The sequence below is a fragment of the uncultured Dokdonia sp. genome, from assembly GCF_947492535.1.
GTDB lineage: Bacteria > Bacteroidota > Bacteroidia > Flavobacteriales > Flavobacteriaceae > Dokdonia.
This window is the reverse complement of record NZ_CANLNH010000002.1, coordinates 148,981-173,310: the sequence shown is the minus strand read 5'-3', so window position 1 is coordinate 173,310 and position 24,330 is coordinate 148,981. Positions and strand designations below refer to the sequence as shown.

The 24,330-nt window shown below is 35.1% G+C and carries 29 protein-coding genes; 15 read left to right on the top strand and 14 right to left on the bottom strand.

From position 1 onward, the window contains the following. Positions 1-68 precede the first annotated feature (68 nt). Genes Q1A60_RS03710 through Q1A60_RS03700 form a run of 3 tightly spaced genes read left to right on the top strand, consistent with a single transcriptional unit; the run spans position 69 to position 2,446 of the window. Positions 69-419 (top strand): ArsC/Spx/MgsR family protein, encoded by a 351-nt coding sequence (locus Q1A60_RS03710; protein ID WP_299761563.1) that lies wholly within the window; start codon positions 69-71, stop codon positions 417-419. A gap of 1 nt (position 420) precedes the next feature. Further along, complete coding sequence (locus Q1A60_RS03705; RefSeq protein WP_299761560.1) at positions 421-1,317, top strand: DMT family transporter; 897 nt, start codon at positions 421-423, stop codon at positions 1,315-1,317. Further along, positions 1,310-2,446, top strand: coding sequence for a peptidogalycan biosysnthesis protein (locus Q1A60_RS03700; protein WP_299761557.1), 1,137 nt, complete (start codon positions 1,310-1,312; stop codon positions 2,444-2,446). The genes Q1A60_RS03705 and Q1A60_RS03700 overlap by 8 nt, the downstream gene beginning before the upstream one ends. Positions 2,447-2,504: 58 nt before the next feature. On the opposite strand, the gene Q1A60_RS03695 is transcribed toward Q1A60_RS03700, so the two are convergent. After that, the gene (locus Q1A60_RS03695; protein ID WP_299762571.1) at positions 2,505-2,873 is read right to left on the bottom strand and encodes a DUF1761 domain-containing protein; all 369 of its coding nucleotides are present in this window, start codon (positions 2,871-2,873) and stop codon (positions 2,505-2,507) included. Here Q1A60_RS03695 and Q1A60_RS03690 point away from each other — a divergent pair. Next, positions 2,785-2,985 carry a hypothetical protein gene (locus Q1A60_RS03690; protein WP_299762592.1) on the top strand — a complete coding sequence of 67 codons (201 nt, stop codon included), beginning with the start codon at positions 2,785-2,787 and terminating at the stop codon, positions 2,983-2,985. The genes Q1A60_RS03695 and Q1A60_RS03690 overlap by 89 nt on opposite strands. Before the next feature lie 106 nt (positions 2,986-3,091). Further along, entirely contained in the window at positions 3,092-3,460 is a 369-nt protein-coding gene (locus tag Q1A60_RS03685; RefSeq protein WP_299761554.1) for a nuclear transport factor 2 family protein, read from the top strand. Between the two features lie 49 nt (positions 3,461-3,509). Here Q1A60_RS03685 and Q1A60_RS03680 read toward each other — a convergent pair whose 3' ends face one another. The 6 genes from Q1A60_RS03680 to Q1A60_RS03655 form a co-directional block, all read right to left on the bottom strand. Beyond that, positions 3,510-3,989 (bottom strand): acyl-CoA thioesterase, encoded by a 480-nt coding sequence (locus Q1A60_RS03680; protein WP_299761552.1) that lies wholly within the window; start codon positions 3,987-3,989, stop codon positions 3,510-3,512. Further along, positions 3,979-4,833: an alpha/beta hydrolase gene (locus tag Q1A60_RS03675; protein WP_299761549.1), complete on the bottom strand. Its 855-nt coding sequence runs from the start codon at positions 4,831-4,833 to the stop codon at positions 3,979-3,981. Before Q1A60_RS03675 ends, Q1A60_RS03680 begins: the two co-directional genes overlap by 11 nt. A 46-nt stretch (positions 4,834-4,879) precedes the next feature. Beyond that, positions 4,880-5,470: a TetR/AcrR family transcriptional regulator gene (locus Q1A60_RS03670; protein ID WP_299761545.1), complete on the bottom strand. Its 591-nt coding sequence runs from the start codon at positions 5,468-5,470 to the stop codon at positions 4,880-4,882. A gap of 117 nt (positions 5,471-5,587) precedes the next feature. Then, positions 5,588-6,340, bottom strand: a complete 753-nt coding sequence (locus Q1A60_RS03665) for an SDR family oxidoreductase (protein WP_299761542.1) — start codon at positions 6,338-6,340, stop codon at positions 5,588-5,590. Between the two features lie 21 nt (positions 6,341-6,361). Next, positions 6,362-6,946, bottom strand: a complete 585-nt coding sequence (locus Q1A60_RS03660; RefSeq protein WP_299761539.1) for an NAD(P)H-dependent oxidoreductase — start codon at positions 6,944-6,946, stop codon at positions 6,362-6,364. 50 nt (positions 6,947-6,996) lie between these two features. Then, a complete protein-coding gene (locus Q1A60_RS03655; RefSeq protein WP_299761535.1) occupies positions 6,997-7,578 on the bottom strand; it encodes a TetR/AcrR family transcriptional regulator in 582 nt (193 codons plus the stop codon). A gap of 169 nt (positions 7,579-7,747) precedes the next feature. Here Q1A60_RS03655 and Q1A60_RS03650 point away from each other — a divergent pair, with 169 nt between their 5' ends. From Q1A60_RS03650 to Q1A60_RS03640, 3 genes are all read left to right on the top strand, one after another. After that, positions 7,748-8,719, top strand: coding sequence for an alpha/beta fold hydrolase (locus Q1A60_RS03650; protein WP_299761532.1), 972 nt, complete (start codon positions 7,748-7,750; stop codon positions 8,717-8,719). A 151-nt stretch (positions 8,720-8,870) separates the two neighbouring features. Then, positions 8,871-9,374, top strand: a complete 504-nt coding sequence (gene azu / locus Q1A60_RS03645; RefSeq protein WP_363322568.1) for an azurin — start codon at positions 8,871-8,873, stop codon at positions 9,372-9,374. Positions 9,375-9,397: 23 nt separating this feature from the next. After that, complete coding sequence (locus Q1A60_RS03640; protein WP_299761526.1) at positions 9,398-9,904, top strand: hypothetical protein; 507 nt, start codon at positions 9,398-9,400, stop codon at positions 9,902-9,904. A 127-nt stretch (positions 9,905-10,031) separates the two neighbouring features. Here the strand turns inward: Q1A60_RS03640 and Q1A60_RS03635 are convergent, their stop codons facing one another. The 4 genes from Q1A60_RS03635 to Q1A60_RS03620 all read right to left on the bottom strand — a co-directional run bounded on the left by Q1A60_RS03635 (position 10,032) and on the right by Q1A60_RS03620 (position 14,992). Beyond that, entirely contained in the window at positions 10,032-11,270 is a 1,239-nt protein-coding gene (locus Q1A60_RS03635; RefSeq protein WP_299761523.1) for a S8 family peptidase, read from the bottom strand. Between the two features lie 263 nt (positions 11,271-11,533). Then, complete coding sequence (locus Q1A60_RS03630) at positions 11,534-12,481, bottom strand: TIM barrel protein (protein WP_299761520.1); 948 nt, start codon at positions 12,479-12,481, stop codon at positions 11,534-11,536. A gap of 188 nt (positions 12,482-12,669) precedes the next feature. After that, entirely contained in the window at positions 12,670-13,311 is a 642-nt protein-coding gene (locus tag Q1A60_RS03625; protein WP_299761517.1) for a gluconate 2-dehydrogenase subunit 3 family protein, read from the bottom strand. A 1-nt stretch (position 13,312) separates the two neighbouring features. Beyond that, entirely contained in the window at positions 13,313-14,992 is a 1,680-nt protein-coding gene (locus tag Q1A60_RS03620; RefSeq protein ID WP_299762568.1) for a GMC family oxidoreductase, read from the bottom strand. A 190-nt stretch (positions 14,993-15,182) separates the two neighbouring features. On the opposite strand from Q1A60_RS03620, the gene Q1A60_RS03615 reads away from it, so the two are divergent. The 7 genes from Q1A60_RS03615 (at position 15,183) to Q1A60_RS03585 (ending at position 21,620) form a co-directional block, all read left to right on the top strand. Beyond that, positions 15,183-16,172 (top strand): TIM barrel protein, encoded by a 990-nt coding sequence (locus Q1A60_RS03615; protein WP_299761514.1) that lies wholly within the window; start codon positions 15,183-15,185, stop codon positions 16,170-16,172. Positions 16,173-16,178: 6 nt separating this feature from the next. Continuing rightward, positions 16,179-17,402: a nucleoside permease gene (locus tag Q1A60_RS03610; protein WP_299761512.1), complete on the top strand. Its 1,224-nt coding sequence runs from the start codon at positions 16,179-16,181 to the stop codon at positions 17,400-17,402. Between the two features lie 55 nt (positions 17,403-17,457). Further along, a complete protein-coding gene (locus tag Q1A60_RS03605) occupies positions 17,458-18,597 on the top strand; it encodes a Gfo/Idh/MocA family oxidoreductase (RefSeq protein ID WP_299761510.1) in 1,140 nt (379 codons plus the stop codon). Positions 18,598-18,739: 142 nt separating this feature from the next. Beyond that, on the top strand, positions 18,740-19,792 hold the full coding sequence (locus tag Q1A60_RS03600) for a sugar phosphate isomerase/epimerase (protein WP_299761508.1): 1,053 nt from the start codon (positions 18,740-18,742) through the stop codon (positions 19,790-19,792). A gap of 27 nt (positions 19,793-19,819) precedes the next feature. Beyond that, the gene (locus Q1A60_RS03595; protein ID WP_299761506.1) at positions 19,820-20,437 is read left to right on the top strand and encodes a hypothetical protein; all 618 of its coding nucleotides are present in this window, start codon (positions 19,820-19,822) and stop codon (positions 20,435-20,437) included. A gap of 27 nt (positions 20,438-20,464) precedes the next feature. Continuing rightward, entirely contained in the window at positions 20,465-21,211 is a 747-nt protein-coding gene (locus Q1A60_RS03590; protein WP_299761504.1) for a DUF1080 domain-containing protein, read from the top strand. A gap of 52 nt (positions 21,212-21,263) precedes the next feature. Beyond that, positions 21,264-21,620: an SdpI family protein gene (locus Q1A60_RS03585; RefSeq protein WP_299761501.1), complete on the top strand. Its 357-nt coding sequence runs from the start codon at positions 21,264-21,266 to the stop codon at positions 21,618-21,620. Positions 21,621-21,697: 77 nt separating this feature from the next. On the opposite strand, the gene Q1A60_RS03580 is transcribed toward Q1A60_RS03585, so the two are convergent. The 3 genes from Q1A60_RS03580 to Q1A60_RS03570 are packed head-to-tail and all read right to left on the bottom strand — an operon-like array spanning position 21,698 to position 24,321. Beyond that, the gene (locus tag Q1A60_RS03580) at positions 21,698-22,312 is read right to left on the bottom strand and encodes a PASTA domain-containing protein (protein ID WP_299761497.1); all 615 of its coding nucleotides are present in this window, start codon (positions 22,310-22,312) and stop codon (positions 21,698-21,700) included. Positions 22,313-22,318: 6 nt separating this feature from the next. Then, positions 22,319-23,590: a PASTA domain-containing protein gene (locus Q1A60_RS03575; RefSeq protein ID WP_299761494.1), complete on the bottom strand. Its 1,272-nt coding sequence runs from the start codon at positions 23,588-23,590 to the stop codon at positions 22,319-22,321. 11 nt (positions 23,591-23,601) lie between these two features. After that, positions 23,602-24,321 (bottom strand): hypothetical protein, encoded by a 720-nt coding sequence (locus Q1A60_RS03570; protein WP_299761491.1) that lies wholly within the window; start codon positions 24,319-24,321, stop codon positions 23,602-23,604. Positions 24,322-24,330 lie beyond the last annotated feature (9 nt).

The following is a 24,330-nucleotide window of genomic DNA, read 5'->3' as shown; positions in this document are numbered from 1 at the left end:
TATTAAAAGTAGTTTATTTAGTAATAAATGATCGAATTTTGCAATGATAACTATATAGCTATTTCATCGTGAAAAAAATATACCATCTTTCTACCTGTGACACGTGTAAACGTATTATACAGGAAATAAACCCTGATAGTGATGTGCAATTGCAAGACATAAAGACCGAAGCAATTACAGAAAGTCAACTAGAAGCTATGCATCACTTAACAGGAAGCTATGAAGCCTTGTTTAGTAAAAGAGCACAATTGTATCGTCAGCGTAATTTAAAAGAACAGACGCTTTCTGAAGAGGATTATAAAAATCTTATCTTAGAGCACTATACATTTTTGAAACGCCCAGTTATGATAATAAATGATGCTATTTTTGTTGGAAATAGTAAAAAAGTAGTAGCCGAGGCTGTAGCAGCTTTTAATTAATATGAGTAAGCGTCACTTAGCTTTACTAGCAGCGTTTGGTGCCAGCTTTATATATGGAATCAACCATACACTTGCAAAAGATTTAATGCCTACATATATAAAACCCTTTGGTTTTATTATGTTGCGTGTGTTAGGGGCCGCTATTTTATTTTGGATTACAAGCTTGTTTTTTCCTAAAGAGAAAATAGATCGTAAAGATTGGGGACGAATTGTTCTTTGTGCGTTGTTTGGAATGACTATTAATATGCTTATGTTCTTTAAAGGACTGGCTTTATCTACCCCTATAAATAGTAGTGTGGTGATTACCCTATCTCCTGTAATTTTATTAGTCCTTTCTGCTATTTTCTTAAAAGAAAAAATTACTTGGTTTAAAGGATCGGGTATTGGAATAGGCTTAGTAGGAGCACTTGTTTTAATACTTTTTGGAGCAAAAACACAAGAAAATGCGCCTAATATCCCTTTAGGAAACATATTATTTATAGTAAATGCGACGGCCTATTCAGTATATTTAATTATAGTAAAACCACTTACCGCCAAGTACTCTTCTATTACACTTATGAAGTGGTTTTTTCTCATAGCAGTATTCACAAACTTACCCGTAGCATTGCCAGAATTCCGCGAAGTAGAATGGACAACGCTTCCAGCATCAGTGATTGGCGTAATGATCTTTGTGGTTGTAGGAACGACTTACCTTACGTATTTGTTTAATGTGTTTGCATTACGTACGCTTAAGCCTTCTACAATAGGAGCGTTTATTTATCTTCAACCCTTATTAGCAACATTAGTAGCCATTGTTTTAGGTGCAGATACATTAACAGGAATACGCATTTTTGCAGCGGCACTCATTTTTTTAGGAGTATATTTAAGTACAAAACGCAAAACAGTTACTGTTGAGTGATATAAAGATTACATATCATACTACGATACAAGAAGTGCCAGATACAGTTTTTACAACACTAGTTTGTAAAGACACTTTATATTTTGAAAAAGAATTTCTTTCTGCTTTTGAAAAAGCAAATCCTAAAATTGAATATTGCTATTTTGTGCTTTCTCAAGATAATGATTGTATAGGGTTAGCTATTTTACAGCGTATGAGTGTTGCTATTGACAATGCACAAGAGCATCTTCCTTTTTCAGAACGTATAGCACGCTCCTTACAATGTTATATAAGTGCTCGTAAAATACATACCATTGTATGCGGAAATGTCTTTTTAAGTGGTAATTATGGGGTTATTATAAAAGAAGGAATACCACAAGAATCTATTTATAAAAAAGTAGCTCAGGAGATTAAAAAAGTACATACAAAAAAGAAAGCTTCAGTTTTCTTTTTTAAAGACTTTATCGATCAGGATATTTCTGTAGTTTCTGAAGTAGAAAAACATCAATTTCAGCCCTTTGCAGTAGAACCCAATATGCGCCTTAAGATATCTAACGATTGGATAGATTTTGATCAATACAAAGCGGCGTTAAAATCAAAGTATCGTGTTAAGGTTAATAAGGCAGATAAAAAGAGTGCACCATTAACGATGCGATCTTTTGAGGCAGAAGATATAGAAAAGCATCGTGATGAGCTTCAACAATTATACTGCAATATTACAGATCGAGCATTGTTCAAGACCATAGATTTAGAAATAGAAACGTATAAATTGTTAAAAATACGCTTTCGCGAAAGCGTACTCATAAACACCTACTGGTATGAGAATCGTATCGTAGGATTTGCAACCGCATTCAAAGTAAAAAATAGTATAGATGCGCACTTTATAGGTATAGATTATACCTACAATAAAGAATTGTCAATCTACCCTAGAATTTTGAATGATTATGTACGATTAGGAATTGAAATGAAAGCCGAAGAAGTTAATTTCGGGAGGACTTCTTCAGAGATTAAAAGTACATTAGGAGCAACCCCTGAGAACCTTACGTGTTATGTAAGGCATCGTAGAACGGTTGCGACACTTTTATTTAAGCCACTTGTAAGACAGATCAAGATGAAGGAGTACAAACAACATACACCTCTTAAATCATAAAAGACCCATTAAAGGAAGAACCTTTAATGGGTTTAAATTTAATAATGTGCTTTCTTACCTATGTCCAGGCATTAATAATTCCACCCATAACAGCGAGAGTTACTGTCCAGTATCCCACAGCAATCAAAACATATTTGATAGATTTTCGCTCATATAGCGCAATGGTGCCTAAGACAGGAAGTATCACAAAAAGGCCCATAAGTACCCCGTGGAAAGCTCCATGTTTAAAGGTAAGATAAGGATCTTGTCCATGAATTTCGCCACCGCCACCGCCTATCAATACTTGTGCCCACATAGAGAATGCTAAAAAGAATCCGAAAACAAAGCTCAATCCAAAGATGAGTGCCATATTTCCACTTTTTATTTTTTCTTCAGTCATGCCAGATGCTGCCATCCAAGCTTTACCAAATAGTGGTCCATACCATATAAACCCTACTACTAAAGAAGAAGCTGCCGCTGCCAGTAAAGCCAGCCAGTTAACATCAAAATCTTCCATAAATTCTATTGTTTTTTTGGTTAGTTATGAATTAAAGGTATAAAAAAGTAAACTTTGTTTAACATAAACCACTTGTAATCGTTGTTTAAAGATTGTAATTTTAAACAAATAACTCATTACGTATTATGCGTATCAAAAACTAATCATATATGGAAACTAAAGAAATTGCAGAAAAATTAGTTAGTTGGTGTAATAAAGGAGATTACGCCAGTTGTTATCAAAATCTATACAGCCCTAATATCGTAAGTATTGAACCTAAAGGAGCGGAGATGGAAGAGGTACAAGGTATGGAAGCCGTGGCTAAAAAAGGAGTTTGGTGGGAAGAAACCTTTGAAGTTCATAGTAGTAAGGTAAGTGAGCCTACAGTAGCAGATAGTTGGTTTTCTGTTCGCTTTGAGATGGACACCACACATCGCCCAAGTGGGTATCGCTCGCAATCTTCAGAAATTGCGGTCTATGAAGTAAAAGATGGAAAAATTGTAAAAGAACAATTTTTTTACGATATGCCAAGTCAATAAATAACAGCCCCAAATACAGAAGGTATTTGGGGCTTTTTTCTTCTTGAAATTACCCCTCTAAATGCACAGGCGTCTGTCCATGCGCACGCATATCTTCTTTAGTTAATATTTTATAATCGGGAGTTTTAGGAGCTTTTTCTAACATGGGTAGCAATGCTTCAGGAAGACCGCATAATTTACGGGTGGTTAAATCCATCCAACCTCCTTGCATAGTTCCACGAGCTATATTTCGCCCTTTATGATCGTAAAAATTATGTACAAATTTAAAAAACATCCCATCTGGACTACTTCCTCCTAATTCAAAACTTACTCGAATAGGTTTCCCTTGAAAAGCTTCTTTAAAAAAGAATAGCTGCTCATGAAAAACAACAGGGCCAATATTGTAAATCACCATTTCTTTTTGGCTTAATCCATTTTCTATCATAAACCCCATACGAGTATGACTCATAAAATTTACATAGGCACTATTTGCTAGATGCCTATTAGCATCTATATCGCTCCATCTGATATCAAATTCTTTAAAGTACATAATTCTTTACTGTTTTATATTTTAAAAATTCTTTAATACTATCTATGGTTTCTTGGCCTTTCAACATGTGATTTTGGCCTTGAATGTATTTTCTATCTATATGTGGTAAATGTTCAATAGCACTTTTGATAGGGGCTAGGGGTGTTACAAGATCTGACTCCTCATGAATGACTAAGCAAGGAACATCTACCTTTTCAAAGAATCGTTGCAAAGTTACTTCCTCTAAAGGAATTTTAAGGACTGTATCTATTTTATTACGAAGATTTTTTAATGCCTTTTTCGAAAGAGAAAGCATTTCTTTGGAATAGTTTAAAATAGCGTGTATTCCTGACGGAGTTCCCATAATGACATAAGCACCAATAGACGTTTTAGGGTTCAATAAATATTGGTAACTTGTGGATAGCGACCCTAAAGAATGGCAAATAGCACAATCAACTTCTCCAATATAATGTACCGAAGATTGAATGGTTTCTCTATATAATTCTACATTAAGATGAGTGCCTTCAGAGGCTCCATGAGCAGGTGCATCTAATGCATAAATAGTATATTCTTGTAAATCAAATTGTTCAACATAAGGTTGCCATTGTTTACTATTACTAGTCCATCCATGTAAGAACAATAACTTTTTGTCACCAGTTCCCCAGTGATGTAAAGCCACATTTGTTCCCCTAGAAGTAGGTAATAGGGTTGTAGTACCTGTTTCAAAAAAAGCTTTGGTAGCAGGTTTTAATGGAGGCTTCTTTACTTTACAAAGCAATTTGAATTGAAGGTTTTGATTGTACTTTGTAAAAATAGTAGTGGCATTAATGTAAAAACCGATACATTTTAATACTAATTTTTCCATAAGATTAGTTGTAGATACCAATCGGTATCTTTTAGGTTAAATTTTTTTAAACTGAAATTTCTTTTATAAGATGTCGTAAATGTGTGATTGCATGTGTGATTGCTGTTTTATTACGCTCTAATTTACTCATCATAATACCTCCTTCAAGCGTTGCAATAAACAGGGTGGTATAATAATCAATATTAATAGATGATTGTACTTGATTGTTTTTAATGGCATTACTAAATAAAGTTTCTAATGATGTTCTTAAACGAGACAACATAGAAAAAGCCTGTTGTCTTAAGATAGGGTTTGTATCATCAGACTCTATAGCGACATTAAGCAAAGGGCATCCGCCTTTATATAAAGGGGTTTCCATATACGAATCAAAAAAGATAAAAATAGCTTCCATTTTATCTTGGAAATCTTTAGCAACTTTAATAGAAGTACTTATTTCTTGAAACATGCGTTTTGCAAGACTATGTAAGGCTTGTTGTTCTAAATCTTCTTTGTTTTCAAAATGACGATAAATAGCTCCTTTAGTAAATCCAGTAGCTTTGGTTATATCAGATAAGGAAGTAGCCTTGTATCCCTGAGTATTAAAGAGATCGGCGCTTTTTAATATGATAAGCTCTTTGGTAGCTTCTGGATTTCGCATACACAAAGATACCAATTGGTATCTAAATATACAATAGTTTAATTTTTGAGGAATTTTTATATAAAAATACCCCCTATTTTAGGGGGTATTTTATTTTTATGCGAATTAAGATTAGAATTAGATCTGACTCATTCCTCCATCTATTTCAATTTCAATACCATTTACATAACTAGCATCTTCACTTGCAAGAAAAGCAGCAGCACCGGCAATTTCTTTAGCTTCTCCAAAACGCTTTAATGGAACATTTTGTGCAAAGCTAGTGCCCATTTCTTGTACTTGTTCTTCTGTCATACCTTCCATTTTACTATAAATAGGAGTTCCTATAGGACCAGGTGCAATACTATTCACTCGGATGCCTCTTGGAGCGAGTTCGCTTGTTAAAACACGTGCATAAGATCGTAAAGCACCTTTTGTTGCACTATAAACTCCAGCACCTTCAAATCCTTTTTGATGTACGATAGAGGTATTAAAAATGATACTAGCTCCATCATTAAGATTAGGAATAGCTTCTTTTACAAGAAAAGCAGGACCTTTAATATTAGTATTAAACTGATTGTCAAAAAAGTCTTCTGTAATTTGATCTGATGGCGCAAATTGTGCGACACCTGCATTTGCAAAAAGCACATCAATTTTCCCATAGGCATTTACAGCTTCTTCGATAAGACGTTTATTGTCTGCTGGATTTGATTGATCTGAAAGCACAGCTTTAAAATCGCCTTCTAATAATGAAGAAGCCTCGTCTAATGCCTCTTGTCTTCTTCCCGAAAAAACAACTTTTGCTCCTTCTTCTAAAAAGCGTTGTACAGTGGCAAATCCTATTCCTGAATTTCCTCCAGTAATTACAGCAACTTTGTTTTCTAATTTTTTCATAGTATTTTAATTTTTGATTGTTTAAAATGTTGAGATTAATTCTTTAGCGTTTGAAATGGCATGTTCTTGATTAGCCATTACTTCATCGGCAGGGATAAATGTGATATCAGTGATACCCAAAAAATTTAAAAAGGTTGTAAGATAAGTAGTCACGTAGTCTACAGGAGATTTTAATTTTGTGCCTCCTGTTGTTATAATCACATATGCCTTTTTGTTCTTAAGTAAACCTATAGGACCGTTTTCTGTGTATTGAAAGCTAATACCAGCTCTGGCTATAGAATCTATGTAGGTTTTAAGTCCTGCAGTCACTGAAAAATTATACATAGGAGATGAGATAATATACGTATCGGCATTTGCAAATTCTTGAGCCAGTATATTTGAATTGTGTACAGCTTCTTTTTGCGCTTCTGTTAGCTGATTTTCAGGAGTAAAGAAAGCAGTTACTTGATCTTCATTCCCTAACTGTACAAGATCATCATAATATACATCTCGATGTAAAAGACGATCACCATCACGTTGTAAATGTTTTTGGAGCGTAGTGGCTAGTTGGCGATTAATGGAAGTTTCTTTTCTAGGACTACCGTCTATTCTTAATAGTGTTTTCATTGTATATGTTTTTATTTGAAACAATCGTTCCAAAATGGATTAAAAAATTTTTAGTTTAATATTTTTAAGGTGTTAGCTACTATTTTTTTTAGTTTTTCCTCATCACGTGTTAACATACCTGTCATTCTAAGACCCTGAAAAGCACTAAATAAATAATAGGCATAATTATTTGAAGAATCTTCTTTATTAATCACTCCTTGTTGTTGTCCTTTATCTATCAAATCTTTAAAAATAGAAATAGTATATTCTTGTCTAGACGTCAAAAAACCTCTTATACTTATATCAACACGAGATAATTCTGTTGTGCAATTCATATTAAAACATCCTTTACCTTCTACATCTTGTAAAATAGCTTGAATCATGTTATCAAAGACAAGACAGATTCCTTCAAAAGCATTTTCAGTTTGTGATAATGCAGTTTTAAAAAGTGTTTTTCCTTCTTCTTGGTATTGTTTTAAAACAAGCTCATAAAGGGCTTTTTTATTTCCAAAAGAATTATAGATACTACTTCTGTTAAGCCCAGTAACATCTACAAGATCTTGCATAGAAGTACCATTGAAACCTTTGTCCCAAAATAAGTGCTTTACTTTTTCTAGCACTTGAACTCTATCAAAAACTTCGACTCTTGGCATTTTATTTGAAATGATTGGTACAAATATAATTGAAACGATTGGTTCAAAATAAATTTTTTAGAAAACTTTAGGATTTTGATGTTTTATAAGAGGCTTTACAAATGCTTTGATTTCTCTGTATCAAATGTGTACTTTTATCGTCATATAAAAAATCACTTATACTCAATCAATGCCTTTAGTCACGTCTAGGTTTCGTGCAAACGGATTCTTTAAAAACACACATTTTTCTACCATTTATTCTGCTAAAATTCGGCAAGTAAAAGGCGTACATCAAGAACGTGAGCGCGTTACATTGCCAGATGGTGATTTTTTAGATATAGATTGGTCGTATACGCTTTCGCGAAAGCGCACTCAGAAAGTAGCCCTTCTTTTTCATGGATTAGAGGGAAATGCGCAACGTACCTATATGCTTGCAATGGCAAAACTACTTACCCAAAATGGATATGATGTAGCTGCAGTAAATTTTAGAGGATGTAGTGGCAGTGATAATGTATTGTATCGTTCCTATCATAGTGGGGAGACAGAAGATATGCGTTTTCTTATACAAACGATTGCAGAAAAAGACACTTATAATGAGATCTTTCTTTATGGGGTGAGTTTGGGAGGAAATGCATTACTTAAATATGCAGGCGAAAAAAAAGGAATCCCATCTCAAGTAAAAGCAATAGCTACTGTAGGAGTTCCAGCCGATTTAAAAGCGTCTCTTGAACAATTAAATTATCGCGAAAATTGGGTATATCGCACTTCATTTCTTGTAGACTTAAGAGGAAAATACCGAAAGAAAATGGTAAAACACCCTGAGTTAATGACCTCAGAAGTATATGCTACCATAAAAACGCTTAAAGATTTTGACGATGTATATACAGCACCTGCTCATGGTTTTAAAGATGCATTAGAGTACTATGAAAAAGCAAGTAGTTTTGAATTCCTCCGTGAAATTGAAATCCCTACGCTTATTTTAAATGCAAAAAACGACTCTTTTTTACATGGAGATTGTTATCCGTATGAGCATGCATCTTCTTCAAATTGTCTTTTTTTAGAGACCCCAAATCATGGCGGACATGTAGGATTTTATAAACGAGGGGACTTTTACTATAGTGAGCAACGCACACTAGACTTTTTTACAGAAAAAACCCCGTAAAATATGGAAGTTTAGTATCTTCGATGTTCTATAATAAATTCTCTCGAGACGAGCTCCTGAGATATTTATACAAAACTGAATTCTAATTTATAGGCAAGCTTTTGGGTATTAAACCCTTTGGCGGTGCCAATAAAACGATTAAAAAATGAAAATGACAAGAATTTTAATGGCATTTGCTCTTATAGGGCTGTTAATGAGTTGTGGTGGTGATAAAAAGGAAGAGAAAAAAGAAAAAGTAAAAATAGGAGGTGCTAAAACTGAAAAGAAAAAAGATGATTCTAAAGTAAATCTTGCACTTTCAGGAAACGACCTTATGCAATTTGATAAAAAAGAATTTAAGGTAAAAGCTGGTCAAGAAGTAACACTTACTTTACGTCATACAGGAAAGATAGATGTAAAAGTGATGGGGCATAACTTTGTACTCTTAAAATCAGGAACTGCGATTCCAGCTTTTTCTGCGAGTGCTGCTTCTGCAGGACAGAAATCAGATTGGATTCCAGATGGAGGAAAAGATGTCATTGCACATACAAAAATGATTGGTGGAGGACAATCTACTACGGTTACCTTTACAGCTCCTGCTGCTGGAACATATGATTTTATCTGTAGCTTCCCAGGACATTCAGGTCTTATGAAAGGAAAGTTTATTGTGGAATGATTATGATGAAATAATCATTCTTTATGGAAAAAGTTAGTTGTCCAGCTTGTAAAAAAGAGCATATCGAAGTTCTCGATAATTGTGATAATTGTGATTTTCCTTTTAATGGTACTGAAAAAGAAAGAGCTGTTCATATAGGAAGATTTATAAATAAAAAAGGAGTGTTAATAGACTCAGATACGACCATAAAAAAAATTCAAAAACTTTTTTTTGGTATTGCCGGGTTTAATATCATACTTCTAGTAATACATTTACTTTTAGGACCTCTTTATACAGTTAATTCGTTCTTAGATTTTATTTTTTTCATAGTATTCCTGATTTGTGGAATTTTCATTCATAAAAGACCATTGTTGTTTACAATTGCTCCACTGGTTTTTATGATAGGAATTAACGCTCTGTATTATCTTATTGATCCGCAGTTAGTTTTAAGAGGAATACTCTATAAAATAGTTGTTATAGGATCTTTACTATATTGTATTTATATAGTATTGAAGGCTCAAGATTTTAAAAGAAAATATGATGTTGGTTAAGAAATTGGTTTTGAAAAATATTTAAAACCGATTATAACATAACTTATAACTAGGGAATTATCTAAATATATAAAAGAGGCTGTCTAATTAGACAGCCTCTTTTTTGTGTTATACAACTATAAATATCTTATAAGTGAATGATCGGATCAGGATTTCCATCAGGATCATTGTTTACAAAGCCGTCAGTAGAACCATTACTTAATAAAAGAACACCAGCGGCATGTGGCGCAGCCATTGATGTACCACTTATAGTGTTATATCCTCCACTTTTCCAAGTTGAGAATACCGCAACTCCAGGAGCAGCATAATCTACAGGAGATCCAAAGTTTGAGAAATTTGCAAAGTTATCATTGATATCCATTGCAGAGATCGTATATACATTGTTTCCATTAGCTCTTGCAGGAGAAGAATTGTTAGCATCTTGAGATTCATTACCAGCGGCAAGCACAAACTTCACGCCTGTTGCAGCAGCAGCGATTACAGCATTATCAAGCGCTGTAGAAATACCACCACCTAAACTCATATTTGCTACATCTCCATTTGCTCCGTTTGCAGCTACATAATCTACACCAGCAATTACTCCAGAGTTAGAACCACTTCCTCTACGATCTAATACTCGTACAGCTACAACAGTAGTACCTGGCGCTACACCTACAGATCCTATAGTATTATCGATAGCCGCAATAGTACCAGCTACGTGTGTACCATGACCATTTTGATCATTAGGAGATTGGTTGCTAGGAGACCCAGAAAGAAAAGAAATACTGCGTCCAGTATCAACATTTAGATCAGGATGCGTTAAATCAATACCACTATCAATTACCCATGCAGTGTTTGAAGAAGCAGAGGTGCCTCCACCTACTCTTGTTGTACCATAAGGTGTCACTTGCGCTGGGTCACCTCCGCCGCCATTTCCATTTCCTGGTTTACCCATTTTAATGGTGAAATCTTGCTCAATACTAGCTACACGAGGGTCTTTTCTTAATTCATTAAGTTGCGTATCAGTTAGCTCTGCTGTAAATCCATTAAAAGCATATCCGTAAGTAGCTTTAATGTTTTCTTCAGTAAGTCCAATTTTAGAAAACTCACTAATAAAAATATCTTTCTTAGAATTGATCTGTGCTTTATAATTCTGAATAGAAGTTGCTTTTGTTAATGTAGACATTTTGTTAGTAATGTCATTGTAAACAATTACATAACGCCCTTCGATAGGCGTTACATTATCAGCTGTAACAGTTTCTACTTGCACCTGCACTTCCAGAGAAGCGCTATCTGTTATTGCCCCATCTTCACTGTCTGGTTGACAACCAATAATAGCCATACCTAATGCTGTAAGTACACTATACTTTAAAAAATTAATCTTCATAAATAATTTGATTTTGTTGTTAAATGTTCAACAATATATAAGAATAATTGTTAATAAAATTAACGGTTGTAGTATTTTTCGACGAAATACATACTTTTTTATTAAAAATATAGCTATTTCATCGAAATCGATTTCGTAGCTATTTATTTTGTTTAACGATAATTGGAATTGCTTAATCTAAAGTTTTGATAATAGCTCAGTTATATACAAAAAGCGCTGTTATTTCAAAATAACAGCGCTTTTTGTATAAATAGAAGTTTCTTTTATAAAAACTGATCGCTCTCTACATACGCATCAATCACGCGTTGCTCTCCTGTTTTTCCTTCTATAGAGTTTCCGTGCTCCATCCCTAATACACCTTCAAAACCTCGACTATGAATGTATTTAAATACATTTTTATAATTAATTTCTCCAGAGGTGGGTTCGTTACGCCCAGGATTGTCTCCTATTTGGAAATAGGCAATTTCATCCCAACATTTTTCAATGTTTGGAATTAAATTTCCTTCCTGAATTTGCTGATGATAAATATCAAAAAGTATTTTACACGAAGGACTATTTACAGCTTTACAAATCTGATACGCTTGTGGAGATTCTGATAAGAATAATCCAGGGTGATTTCTAAAATTCAATGGTTCAAGCACCATCGTAATATGATGTGGTTCGAGAATTGCACTTGCTTGTTTGAGGGTTTCGACCACATGTGCAGTCTGATAAGCCATATTCTGTCGTAGGTCTACATGACCAGGCACCACTGTCATCCATTTTGCGTTTACACGTTTGGCAACCTCAATAGAACTTTTAATATCGGCTAGAAATTCATCTCGCCACGTTTGTTTGCCACTCGCAAGATTAGGTTCTGTCCAGTAGATTTTATGTGCGACAAAAACACCCATAGTCATGTTGTGTTTTTTCATGGTTTTTGCCATTGCCTCTTGTTGCGCTATAGGTCGATTACGCATTTCATTATCTTCAAAAGCTGTAAACCCTTGTGCGGCCATAAATTCTAATTGCGCAACAGGATCTTCACCTGCATGCTGTTTAAACATGCCTATATGAGGTGCATATTTTAGATTGAAATGGTGTTTTGCTGTGTCCGCTTTCGCGAAAGCGGAATTATCAACAGTTGTTGCCATAGCATTGATACTTAATCCACCTAAAGACAAAAAGGAACCTGTAAGGGCTCCTTTTTGTATAAACTTTCTTCTGTCCATATTATTTCCGCGAAGGCGGAAATCTCATCCACCTTACTTATTTAGGTTATTGATTTGATAATTCTTCCGCTTTAACGGTTCAATAATTTATTTCCGCGAAGGCGGAAATCTTATATTGTCATTGCTATTATTGTATATATAAGATCCTTGTCCTTACTTTATGAGTTTCTCGCCTTCGAGGGAATTAATTATAGAGAATATACCTTTCCTCCAGTCGCATCTTCTACAGAAAGACAACCTACTTGTTGTCCTGGAATAGGCTCATACGCAAGTACATTTTCTCCAATTTCTTCAGAGTTTTTCCAACCCCAAATAGTCATTCCTCTTAACTGACCAAATAATTGATTACAAGCAAGATCACTGTCTAATGTAGTATTTGGATCTTTTACAAATGCTTGATAGAATTCTCCAAAACGTTTGTCAAATCCTTTTTGTTCTTCTTCGTTTACAGCAAGGTATTTTCCTAGTAATTGATCAAACTCTTCAGATGTTCCAGCTTCTAAATCTTTTGAAAAGGTCTTTTTAAATTCTTCTGCGAGTCCTTTGAATCCCATACGAACTTGTGCTTTTCCTCTTTCTGGAATTACTTCATTCCAAAAATTATCGATAAACTCATGTACCCCTACATCTACAGCTCCAGGTATAGTAGCATCAGATGGAATGATAAGATCTACGATACGACGGAGTGCGTGTCCTTCTCCTTTTGTTACAAAGTTTGGAATAAATTCAGGTTCATTTGAACAGCTTTGTAATAAACTCATTATAGCAGGCGTAGCAACAAGTGCAGTTGCTCCTAATCCTAAGTTCTTAAGTACTTGTCTTCTATTCATCTTATGCTTCTTTTTTTAATTGAGCAGCAGCGTGATTTGCAGCACGTGCTGTAAATGCCATATACGTAAGTGATGGGTTTACACAACTAGCAGAAGTCATGAAGGCTCCGTCTGTTACATAAACATTAGGTACTGCGTGTAATTGGTTATTTCCGTTACATACAGATGTTTTAGGATCACGACCCATACGAGCGGTTCCCATTTCGTGAATTCCATTTCCTGGAGCGCTTGGGTCATCCATTGGTTGGATATCTGTAAATCCAGCTTTTTCAAGCATGTCTTTTGCAGAAGCAATCATGTCTTTACGCATCTCCCATTCATTTTCTTTCCACTCGGCATCAAAAGTAACAGTAGGTAATCCCCATTGATCTAGTTTATCATAGTCAAGTGTCATTTTGTTTTCATGATAGGGAAGACATTCTCCGAATCCCATAAGACCTATCGTCCAGCCTCCTGGTTCTTGAATGGCTTTTTTAAGACCAGCTCCATACCCAGCTTCAGCAATTTGTGGTTGATAATCACCACGACCAGCACCTCCTTGATATCCATATCCTCTTTTGAACGTTGCTTGATCGGTTTCTCCTCCTATATTTCTAAAACGAGGAATATAAATTCCATTAGGACGACGTCCTTTATAATATTTGTCTTTATCACCAGACCATTTTCCAGTAGCTCCCGCTTTAAAGTGATGATCCATAAGATTATGTCCTAATTCACCACTATCATTCCCCATTCCGTTAGGGAAGCGTTTACTTTTAGATTGCAGTAAGATACTCGCACTTGCAATAGCAGAGGCACATAAGAATATTACTTTTGCATTAAATACTTTTTCTTCTTTTGTTTCTGTATCTATTATTTTAACACCTGTTGCTTTTCCAGATGCTTCATCATATATCACTTCTTTTACAATAGAAAATGGGCGAAGGGTCATATTTCCAGTACGTTCTGCTGCAGGAAGTGTAGAAGAGTTACTACTAAAATATCCTCCAAATGGGCATCCACGCATACATCTATTTCTAAATTGACATGCCGAACGACCATCATACGTTTTTGCACCTGTTATATGTGCTACACGACCTATCGTTAATAAACGACCATCTTTGTAATTTTCTGCCATGTTCTTTTTAAGAACTTCCTCCACGCAATTTAATTCCATAGGAGGGGAGAATTTACCATCAGGTAATACTTCTAAACCTAAGCTTTCCCCACTTACAGAAATATATTCTTCTACTTTATCATACCAAGGCGCAATATCTGCATAGCGTACAGGCCAATCTACAGCGATTCCTTCTTTTTTATTTGCTTCAAAATCTATATCACTCCATCTATAACTTTGACGTCCCCACATAATAGAACGACCTCCTACATGATATCCACGTATCCAGTCAAAACGTTTTGTTTCATTATAAGGATGATCTATATCGTCTACAAAAAAGTGACGACGTTCAGCTTTATGTACATACCCAGTTCTTGATTGTTTCTCATAACGAGCTTCAATTTCTGCTGTATTTTCACCTTTAAATTTAGAATCCCAAGGGTCCATATGCATAGTAGGATAGTCTTCTATATGCTTTACCATACGACCTCTCTCTAAAACTAATGTCTTTAAGCCGTTTTCGCATAATTCTTTGGCAGCCCATCCACCACTAATTCCTGAACCTACGACGATCGCGTCGTACATTTCGTTTTCTGTACCTGTATTCACTTTGATATGTGTTTTTGAAAAAATATTGTGATATATGTTACCAAATATATAAATTTTAAGTTGTTTTTTGTCAATTTTAAAAAAAGACTAACTTAGTCAAACCGTAGATTTAACAGTTAATCGCAAGCGAAAACGTTATAGTACGGCTTTAATTAATTAGAACTCCATGAAAAATTATTTTACGATTGCATTAGTATGCGTATTTGTCCTTTTTTCTTGTAAAAATGATGCAAAAAAAGAAGAGGAAACTACCCAAAAAGAAGAACCAAAAACAGAAGTTGTGGCAAAAAACAATGATTTTAAACATTCTTTAGCACAATGGTCACTTCACAAACCCTTTCAAGATGGATCATTAGATCCCATGAACTTTGCCCCTATAGCAAAGGACTTAGGGTTTACAGGTGTTGAATATGTAACACAGTTATATCCTTCTGTGCGTGAAACAGGTGACAATTATAAAGAGCGTGTAATGACGCTTGCTAATAAACTTTTAGAAATAAGTAAACAAGCCGAAATGGATAACGTACTTATTATGGTAGATCATGCAGGAGAACTTGCAGATCCTGATCCAAAAAAACTAAAAGAAGCCATAGAAAATCATAAAATATGGATGGATGCTGCCCAGCTGATGGGAGCGCATTCTGTAAGAGCCAACCTTTTTGGAGAGTTAGATCCAGAAAAATGGCACGCACTATCAGTAGCGTCTCTTTCTGAATTAGGGGCTTATGGAAAAGAAATAGGTGTTAATGTAATTATTGAAAATCATGGCGGATGGTCTAGTGATGGTGCAAAACTAGCAGCCGTTATGAAGGAAGTAGGTATGGAAACCGTAGGGACACTTCCAGATTTTGGAAACTTTTGTGTAAAACGTGAAGGCGGAGAGCGTTGGGGAGCACCTTGCGTAGAAGAATATGATACGTATAAAGGAACCATGGAGTTAATGCCATATGCAAAAGGAGTATCCGCTAAATCCTATAACTTTGATGAAGCTGGTAACGAAACAAAACTAGATTACGGTCGCTTACTGCAAATTGTAAAAGATGCAGGTTTTAAAGGATATGTAGGAACCGAGTACGAAGGACCTCTTGAAGACCCTAAGGAAGGCATTAGATTAACCAAAGCATTGGTTGAAAAATCAATCAGTAACCTTAAATAATATACTATGAAAGCATCAACTAGAGTACAATTATCCATTATGATGTTCCTTGAATTCTTTATTTGGGGAGGATGGTTTGTAACCATGGCAACTTTTTTAGGAAATAACTTATCTGCTTCTGGAGCAGAGACAGGAATGGCATATTCAACACAATCATGGGGCGCTATCATTGCGCCTTTTATTATAGGATTGATTGCAGATCGCTTTTTTAATGCCGAAAAAATTTTAGCGGTATTACATCTTATAGGAGCAATATTGATGTATCAAGCATATCAAGCAGATGATTTCGCTACATTTTATCCTTACATATTAGGCTATATGATTGCATACATGCCAACCCTTGCCCTTGTTAATTCAGTAGCTTTTAATCAAATGAAAAATCCATCTAAAGATTTCCCTTTTATTAGAGTTTGGGGAACTGTAGGTTGGATATTGGTAGGATTACTAATTAGTTTTGCATTTGATTGGGACTCAAAAGAATCAATTGAAGAAGGACTTCTTCGAAATACTTTTTTAATGACAGCTATTGCATCTGCAGTATTAGGGATTTATAGTTTTATGTTACCTAAAACACCACCAAGTGCAAAAGGAGAGAAGGTTAAAATATCAGATATACTAGGATTAGATGCTTTAAAATTATTGAAAGATAGAAACTTTTTAGTATTCTTTGTTTCTTCTATCTTAATATGTATCCCGTTGGCTTTTTATTATCAGAACTTAAGCTTGTTTTTGACTGAGAACGGAGTAGAAGATTCTACAGCTTGGACTATTGTAGGTCAGATTTCAGAAGTTCTTTTTATGCTTTTATTGCCTTTTTTCTTCAAAAAATATGGTTTTAAAAAGACAATTTTGGTAGGGATGTTAGCTTGGACACTTCGTTACTTATTATTTGCATATGGAGATGGTGATGGACTTTTTGGAATGATCGTTATGGGAATCGTTTTACATGGGATATGTTATGATTTCTTTTTTGTGTCAGGGCAGATATACACAGATAATAAAGCAGGAGAAAAAATTAAAAGTGCAGCACAAGGAATTGTAACACTTGCAACTTACGGAATAGGAATGCTTATTGGTTTTTATATAGCAGGAAAAGTTGTTGACGCAAACATTGTAGGAGAAGGACATGGTTGGAATTCAATTTGGATTTTCCCAGCAATTTTTGCAGCAGTGGTATTTGTGATTTTTGCAATTGCATTTAAGAATGAAGAAATAGAATATACAGAATAATTAAATGTCACCCTGAGTTTATCGAAGGGAGATGAAATAAACTAATAGCTTAGCAATGAGTAACAAAATAAAATGGGGCGTCCTTGGAGGCGGAGGCGATAGTTTAATAGGCGTGTTGCACAGAGTAGCAGCCAGTATGTTTGATGCATATCAACTTACAGGAGCTGTTTTTAATCCCGATGTGAATGTAAGTCTCGCTTTCGCGAAAGAAATAGGTATCTCAACAGATCGTATTCATGCCAATTTAGATGAGATGATCGCTGCAGAACTAGCACGCCCAGAAGAAGAGCGTATTCAAGTATTCTCCATACTAACGCCTAATTTTCTTCACTTTCCAATGGCAAAACAACTATTGGAAGCTGGATTTCATGTGATTTGTGAAAAACCAATGACCATGACACATGAAGAGGCATTGGAATTACAAGCGATACAGCAGAAAAATGGAAATATTTTTGGGTTGACACACACCTATACAGGGTATCCAATGGTGCGTCAAATGAAACAGATGATTGCCAATGGAGAGATAGGTGCCGTTCAAAAAGTAGACGCACAGTACTATCAAGGGTGGATCAATCCATTAATTCATGACCAAGAACAACGCGCTACGACATGGCGTTTAAATCCTGAAAAATCAGGAATAAGCTGTTGTATGGGAGATATAGGCGTACATGCCTATCAAATGTTAGAATATGTGACAGGTCAGAAAGTGAAGTCAATTCTAGCAGATTTGAATCATCTCTATGCAGATAATCAAATGGATATTGATGGAACAGTATTACTCCGTTTAGGAGAATATACCAAAGGAGTGCTCCGATCAAGTCAAATAGCAACAGGAGAAGAAAATAATTTTACCGTTGCGATCTATGGAAAGAAAGCAGCTTTAAAATGGGAGCAAGAAAATCCAAACTATCTGTATTTACTAGAAGAAGGACAGCCTTTAAGAGTTCTTAAACCTGGTCATGGATATAATAGTGAGTTTTCATTAGACGGAACCAAGCTTCCTCCAGGACATCCAGAAGGAATATTTGATGCTATGGGCAATATCTATAGGGGAGTAGCCAAAGCCATACGAGGTGAAAAATTCCACGAAGGAGAGTTTCCAGGTATGACCGATGGTGTACGGGGAATGAATTTTATAGAAAAATCTGTACAGTCTCATCGCGATGGGAATGTTTGGGTTACGTTAGAAGGTTAAAGTATACGCTTTCGCGAAAGCGAACTCATGAGACCTACCTGCCGGCAAGCAGGTTCACGACCATAGGGAGAGCGAAACGTTAAAGCGTATAAAGAAAAATAAATAAAAAGATATCCGCCTTCGCGGATATGAAAAGAATACTATGAAAACAGTAAAAGGACCAGCGGTATTTTTAGCGCAATTTATGGATGATAAAGCGCCGTTTAATTCATTAGACGGACTTTGTAAATGGGCAGCAGATTTAGGATATAAAGGGATCCAAATCCCAACATGGGAAAGTCGATTAATAGACTTAACCAAAGCAGGAGAAAGTAAAACGTATTGTGACGAATTGAAAGGAAAAATCAATGATTATGGCCTTGAAATCACAGAACTTTCCACCCACTTACAAGGGCAATTAGTAGCGGTACATCCCGCATACGATTTGATGTTTGATAATTTTGCGCCAGATGATTGTAAAAACAATCCTAAAAAACGTACAGAATGGGCACGCCAGCAAATGATTAGTGCGGCAAGAGCAAGTAAGCATTTAGGATTGAATGTAAGTGCTACGTTTAGTGGCTCTTTATTATGGCATACCATGCACCCATGGCCACAACGTCCAGCAGGACTTGTAGAACTAGGTTTTGAAGAACTCGCAAATAGATGGCTCCCTTTACTTAATGAATATGATGAAAATGGGGTAGATGTAGCTTATGAAATACACCCAGGAGAGGATTTACATGATGGTGTGACATTTGAACGTTTTCTAGAAGCTACTAATAATCATAAACGTGTTAATATTCTGTACGACCCTAGTCATTTTGTATTACAACAACTGGATTATATAGAATATATAGACCATTATCATTCGTTTATAAAAGCATTTCACGTAAAGGATTCAGAGTTTAAACCTGATGGAAAACGTGGAACATTTGGAGGATATAGTGACTGGCAAGATCGTGCAGGGCGTTATCGTTCTCCAGGAGATGGACAAATAGATTTTAAAACTATCTTTACAAAACTGACCGAGTATGGTTGTGATGTGTGGGCAGTGATGGAATGGGAGTGTTGTGTAAAAAGTCCAGAACAAGGAGCGAGAGAAGGAGCTCCCTTTATCGCAAGTCATATTATAGAAGCTACACAAAAACGATTTGATGATTTTGCAGGCGCTGATATTGATAAAGAACTATTAAAGAAAATATTAGGACTCTAAAAAAGAGAGTAGTAGAAATTATATATCATGAATAAATTTACTTATTACTTCCTATTCTTAATTTTCTTTACACTCTCGTTTTCGACAAATTTATTTTCTCAAGAAGTTGAAGTCATACAAGATAGCGTTACGTTTAAATTAGAAAAGTCCAAAAAAGTTAATAGAAGAATGAATCCTTCTTTAGTGGCAGTTCTTGATAAACGATTTAAACAGGTGCGTATAAAAGTAAAAATGACTCCACTGTATTCAAAGAAAGTATTTTTTGACCCTAATAAATTTTCTTTAGTTTCTGAGCCGTTAAAAGCAAGATATAGACCTACAGATGTGTTTTTTAAAAACTTTACAGATATTTGGACTTTTACTAGATGTACGTCTAAAAAACCTAGAAAAGAAAATAGAGGGAATGCACTTTACACGCCAGATCTAGAGGATTCATTTTCAGATTATAGTTACAAGGATTTCAAGAACGTTGATTATCTAGTAAATTTAGGCTCAAGGAAAAAGCCAGATATACATGTTATCTATTTTAAACCTAGAGAAATAAATGAACGTCTGCTTCAGCTTTTTGTAGCGATTCCATCGGTTCTAAAAAAAGCAGACCTTTATTATGGAGATGTTAAAATAGGAGAAGTAAACTTTAAATAATATATAAGATTATAAAACGTAAAACCAATGAAAAAACTAATCATACTTTCTGTAGCACTAGCCGTTTTTAGTTGTAAAAATGAAACAACAGAAACAAAAACTGTTAAAGAAGAAGTAAAAGCAGTTACAGAGAAAGCCGAAGAAACCACATCAGAGTGGATTACATTATTTGATGGAACTTCTATGGATCAGTGGAGAGGATATGGTTCTGAAACAATGCATTCAGAATGGGCAATTGTAGATGGCGCTATGGCTTTCACTCCTGGAGAAGAAGGAGGTAAAAATATCATTACTAAAGACACCTATGAGAATTTTGTTCTTTCATTAGAATGGAAAATTTCTGAAGCTGGAAATAGTGGTATTTTCTGGGGAGTTCACGAGTCTTCAGATTTTAAAGAAGCGTATGAAACAGGACCAGAAGTTCAAGTGTTAGATGATGCAAAGCATCCAGATGCAAATCGAGGAGGTAAAACGCACAGAGCAGGAGCATTATATGATATGATAGCCCCTATGGATAATATTGTAAAACCCGCAGGAGAATGGAATGCCGTTATTCTAGAAGTAAATCATAAAACGAATCTAGGAAAAGTAACCATGAATGGTACAGAAATGTATACATTTCCAGCGCATGGAGCAGAATGGGATGCTATGGTAGCAACATCTAAATTTGCAGATTGGAAAGGTTTTGGTAAATATCAAAATGGTCATATAGGATTACAAGATCATAGCGATAAAGTATGGTATCGTAATATCAAGATTAAACGTATCAAATAATCTTTTTAAAAGCGTTTGTAAACCCAAGTACTAAAAGTAAAATAGACAAGGTATGAGTGTAGAAAATAGTGCTCTCTTATTCCAAGGAATTTTATTTCTAGTGCTTGGGTTTTATTATTTAAAAAGGCCACCTAAAAAGATTAATCATTGGTATGGATATCGTACGCGACGTTCTATGGCAAATCAAGAGATTTGGGATTTTGCAAATCGCCAAAGTGCCAAAGATTTTTGGCACGTTGCGATAGCAGTAATGCTTACAGGTCTCGTTTTGCTTGTCTTTGATATTCCTTTTAAGGTTCTTATACAGGTAGCAGTATTGCTTATTGGTTTGGCAATATCTGTTTGGCATACAGAGAAAGAGATTAGTAAACGCTTTGATAAAAATGGAAATAAAAAAAGTAAAACGTAGTAGCTTTTAATGTTTGAAAAATGTGTCTATTAAAAAGATACTGTGAATGAGTTCGCTTTCGCGAAAGCGTATATCACCTAATTATCATCCGTACTCGTGTTAAATGTAAGTTCAACTGTATTTCCCAGTCGTGTTGTACTTCCTTTTATAGGAATTTGTGATGCAATCGTTGTTGCTGAATCTCCAGAAGTAATCTCATAATTTAAATTAAATTCACCTAAAATCTCTTCAGCTTCACTAAGTGTTTTCCCTATAAGATCTGGTGTTCTTCTAAGTTCGGCACCTTCTGGTGCAGGAATAGGTTTAATGGTAAAGTCTAACTCAACACTTGCATTTACATTTAAGTTATACTTATTTGTATTAGTTGCATTAATAGGCGTTGCATACATCTTAACCTTTGATAATCTGTTAGATTGTATCTGAGAAGAATTACCTGATTGAGACATCGCTAATGATATCTTTGCCTTTACTTTTGTTTCTGGAATGGTATAAAAAGTAGGTTGGTACCCGATTTCACGTAAGCGTTTATTCATAATATCCCCATCTTCATCATCATATAGCGCAAGTGTTTGCGCTAATGAACCAGCGTCAAGTGCTGCTTGTGCATCTGCAACACCTTCGCCTATAGAGGCAATAAGATTACCTAAGGGCGCTGCCATAGTATCGTTCATAAATTCTTTAGGATTTGACATAATCTATTAGTTTAGGTGTTGGTTGTTTTTTGCAAAAATGACAGTAATGGTTGCGTCTGGCGTTGTTGTCGTTCCTGGCTCTGGAGATTGTTTAAATGCTTGTCCTTGCGAAAGCGTACTGTTTTGAGTATCGATAAGCTGATACACAGGGTCTAAGCGTAAGCTAAATTTTTCTAGGTAATTGCGAGCAGCGGTTTCCGTAAGACCTATAAGTTTCGGTACAATAAGTTCGTTTACGACAGGAGTTTCGTCTTCTGTAATATCAATTTTTATATCGCTAATAGCTGCTCCATTGATAGCAGAAGCATTATTGATATCAATTACTTGAAAACGTAATCCTCCTTCATCTTTTTCAGCGACAGTTTTTAGATTAATTGAAATGTTAGAAAGTTTAAAACCAGAAGCCACTGTGTTTTCTTTGGCTATTTTAATCTCGTCAATGACATCAGTATATAATTTATTTGCAGAAACAGATTTAGGAATGTATTCTTCTTCAACAGTTTCTTGAGATGATTCGTCTATTTGTTGCTGTAATGTTTGTTTTTCAGCCTCTAAAGTTGAAATGGTGTTTTGTTGTTGTTGCTCTATATTTTTATAATGATTGATTTCTCCAAGTTGACTACTTATGGTTTGGTTTTGTTGTGTTATAGTAGTTTCTAGCACTCCTTTTTCTGATGCGAGGTTATTGATATCTTCTTCTAAAGAACTCACTCTTCTAGTAAGAAAATCTATTTCTTCTACTTGTTCTCCTGAAGTAGTATTTGTTTCATTATTTGCCTCTTGTTGTCTGATCTGTTCTTTTAAATCATCTATTTCCTTTTGTAGATCTTCCATTTCAGGAGTTGTATCCTGCGCGATCTTTGCAGTAGCAATAAGTACAGATGGTATTTTAGGATTATCTAAGTCTTCTATTTGTTCCCTTTGTAAAAGGGATAAGTTCCCAAAATCATAAGAGATAGCATCTTCAAGCATGGTATATGCTCCTTGTTTGGCAAGAATATATACTTGTTCTTTAGAAAGAGCATCTATAAGCCTAAACATAGGCATTCCTCCAGTTTGTAGTACTTCGCGTACTTTACGTAAGGTTGGTTGATCACCATATATACGAGAAGGAATATAATATTCAAAATTATATGTGCCTTCTAGGTATCCTGCGTTTTCTGAATCAATTTTTTCCCAGGCTTTTGTGTCTGTATTAAAAAATTGAATATCGAGTTTCATTTCTTCTGGTATCTTACCATGATGATCTCGTAGGGTTACTTTAAAAAATAGTTTCATGCTTGATAAGATTATAATTTACTAATAGCTATTTTTTTAAAAATCGTTCCTGCATTTATATCAAAAAAGAGCACTTTGCCACTGTTGTAATCTATTGGATCAATAGTAAGTGTATTAACAGCAATCCCCAGTCCATCTGTTTGTACTTCTTGAGCATCAAAACTTGGTGTTGTAGTAAGCGGAGTGCCGTTTATTTGTGTGGTTTTGTCTTCATTAAAGTTAAATTCTACACGCATACCAGGTAGTTTTTCTCCCGCAGCATTTTCCATCACGACCTCTATAGCTATCGTATAGACATTGTTTTGTAAAACAGGTTCCTGATAGTTACAACGCAATAGTATTTGAGGAACTCCTTCATTAGGCATTGTAGCAATAAAACGCCCACTTATAGTACTGACCACTTCACTAGACGTGTGAGATGTTTTTTGCTGAGGTTTCATAGGCCGAAACATCATCTTAGGTTTATAATATACAGCCTGTTTAGGAGGAAATGCATCATCATTTGAAGGTGATTGTGCAGAAGGTGTTGATGTCTCCTGAGGAATATTTTCAAATTCAGAGGTTACCTGTAGATTAAAATCTAAGTAAGGTATTTGATACATCGTATTAGGACGCCCATATTCGTCATAGGGTTCCATATTACGTAGTTTATGTTGTGCTTCATTAAGACTGTCTGTGATTCCTAATAGAATCTCTTTAAGTGTTAATGCACCAGATGATTGATTATCCATAGTATATAT

Excerpts from the sequence above, each read along its gene's own strand:
- Q1A60_RS03705 (WP_299761560.1), top strand. The coding sequence starts at position 421 with ATGAGTAAGCGTCACTTAGCTTTACTAGCAGCGTTTGGTGCCAGCTTT.
- Q1A60_RS03690 (WP_299762592.1), top strand. The coding sequence starts at position 2,785 with ATGAGTGCCATATTTCCACTTTTTATTTTTTCTTCAGTCATGCCAGAT.
- Q1A60_RS03685 (WP_299761554.1), top strand. The coding sequence starts at position 3,092 with ATGGAAACTAAAGAAATTGCAGAAAAATTAGTTAGTTGGTGTAATAAA.
- Q1A60_RS03680 (WP_299761552.1), bottom strand. The coding sequence starts at position 3,989 with ATGTACTTTAAAGAATTTGATATCAGATGGAGCGATATAGATGCTAAT.
- Q1A60_RS03675 (WP_299761549.1), bottom strand. The coding sequence starts at position 4,833 with ATGGAAAAATTAGTATTAAAATGTATCGGTTTTTACATTAATGCCACT.
- Q1A60_RS03670 (WP_299761545.1), bottom strand. The coding sequence starts at position 5,470 with ATGCGAAATCCAGAAGCTACCAAAGAGCTTATCATATTAAAAAGCGCC.
- Q1A60_RS03665 (WP_299761542.1), bottom strand. The coding sequence starts at position 6,340 with ATGAAAAAATTAGAAAACAAAGTTGCTGTAATTACTGGAGGAAATTCA.
- Q1A60_RS03660 (WP_299761539.1), bottom strand. The coding sequence starts at position 6,946 with ATGAAAACACTATTAAGAATAGACGGTAGTCCTAGAAAAGAAACTTCC.
- Q1A60_RS03655 (WP_299761535.1), bottom strand. The coding sequence starts at position 7,578 with ATGCCAAGAGTCGAAGTTTTTGATAGAGTTCAAGTGCTAGAAAAAGTA.
- Q1A60_RS03650 (WP_299761532.1), top strand. The coding sequence starts at position 7,748 with ATGCCTTTAGTCACGTCTAGGTTTCGTGCAAACGGATTCTTTAAAAAC.
- azu (WP_363322568.1), top strand. The coding sequence starts at position 8,871 with ATGACAAGAATTTTAATGGCATTTGCTCTTATAGGGCTGTTAATGAGT.
- Q1A60_RS03640 (WP_299761526.1), top strand. The coding sequence starts at position 9,398 with ATGGAAAAAGTTAGTTGTCCAGCTTGTAAAAAAGAGCATATCGAAGTT.
- Q1A60_RS03635 (WP_299761523.1), bottom strand. The coding sequence starts at position 11,270 with ATGAAGATTAATTTTTTAAAGTATAGTGTACTTACAGCATTAGGTATG.
- Q1A60_RS03630 (WP_299761520.1), bottom strand. The coding sequence starts at position 12,481 with ATGGACAGAAGAAAGTTTATACAAAAAGGAGCCCTTACAGGTTCCTTT.
- Q1A60_RS03625 (WP_299761517.1), bottom strand. The coding sequence starts at position 13,311 with ATGAATAGAAGACAAGTACTTAAGAACTTAGGATTAGGAGCAACTGCA.
- Q1A60_RS03620 (WP_299762568.1), bottom strand. The coding sequence starts at position 14,992 with ATGTACGACGCGATCGTCGTAGGTTCAGGAATTAGTGGTGGATGGGCT.
- Q1A60_RS03615 (WP_299761514.1), top strand. The coding sequence starts at position 15,183 with ATGAAAAATTATTTTACGATTGCATTAGTATGCGTATTTGTCCTTTTT.
- Q1A60_RS03610 (WP_299761512.1), top strand. The coding sequence starts at position 16,179 with ATGAAAGCATCAACTAGAGTACAATTATCCATTATGATGTTCCTTGAA.
- Q1A60_RS03605 (WP_299761510.1), top strand. The coding sequence starts at position 17,458 with ATGAGTAACAAAATAAAATGGGGCGTCCTTGGAGGCGGAGGCGATAGT.
- Q1A60_RS03600 (WP_299761508.1), top strand. The coding sequence starts at position 18,740 with ATGAAAACAGTAAAAGGACCAGCGGTATTTTTAGCGCAATTTATGGAT.
- Q1A60_RS03595 (WP_299761506.1), top strand. The coding sequence starts at position 19,820 with ATGAATAAATTTACTTATTACTTCCTATTCTTAATTTTCTTTACACTC.
- Q1A60_RS03590 (WP_299761504.1), top strand. The coding sequence starts at position 20,465 with ATGAAAAAACTAATCATACTTTCTGTAGCACTAGCCGTTTTTAGTTGT.
- Q1A60_RS03585 (WP_299761501.1), top strand. The coding sequence starts at position 21,264 with ATGAGTGTAGAAAATAGTGCTCTCTTATTCCAAGGAATTTTATTTCTA.
- Q1A60_RS03580 (WP_299761497.1), bottom strand. The coding sequence starts at position 22,312 with ATGTCAAATCCTAAAGAATTTATGAACGATACTATGGCAGCGCCCTTA.
- Q1A60_RS03575 (WP_299761494.1), bottom strand. The coding sequence starts at position 23,590 with ATGAAACTATTTTTTAAAGTAACCCTACGAGATCATCATGGTAAGATA.
- Q1A60_RS03570 (WP_299761491.1), bottom strand. The coding sequence starts at position 24,321 with ATGGATAATCAATCATCTGGTGCATTAACACTTAAAGAGATTCTATTA.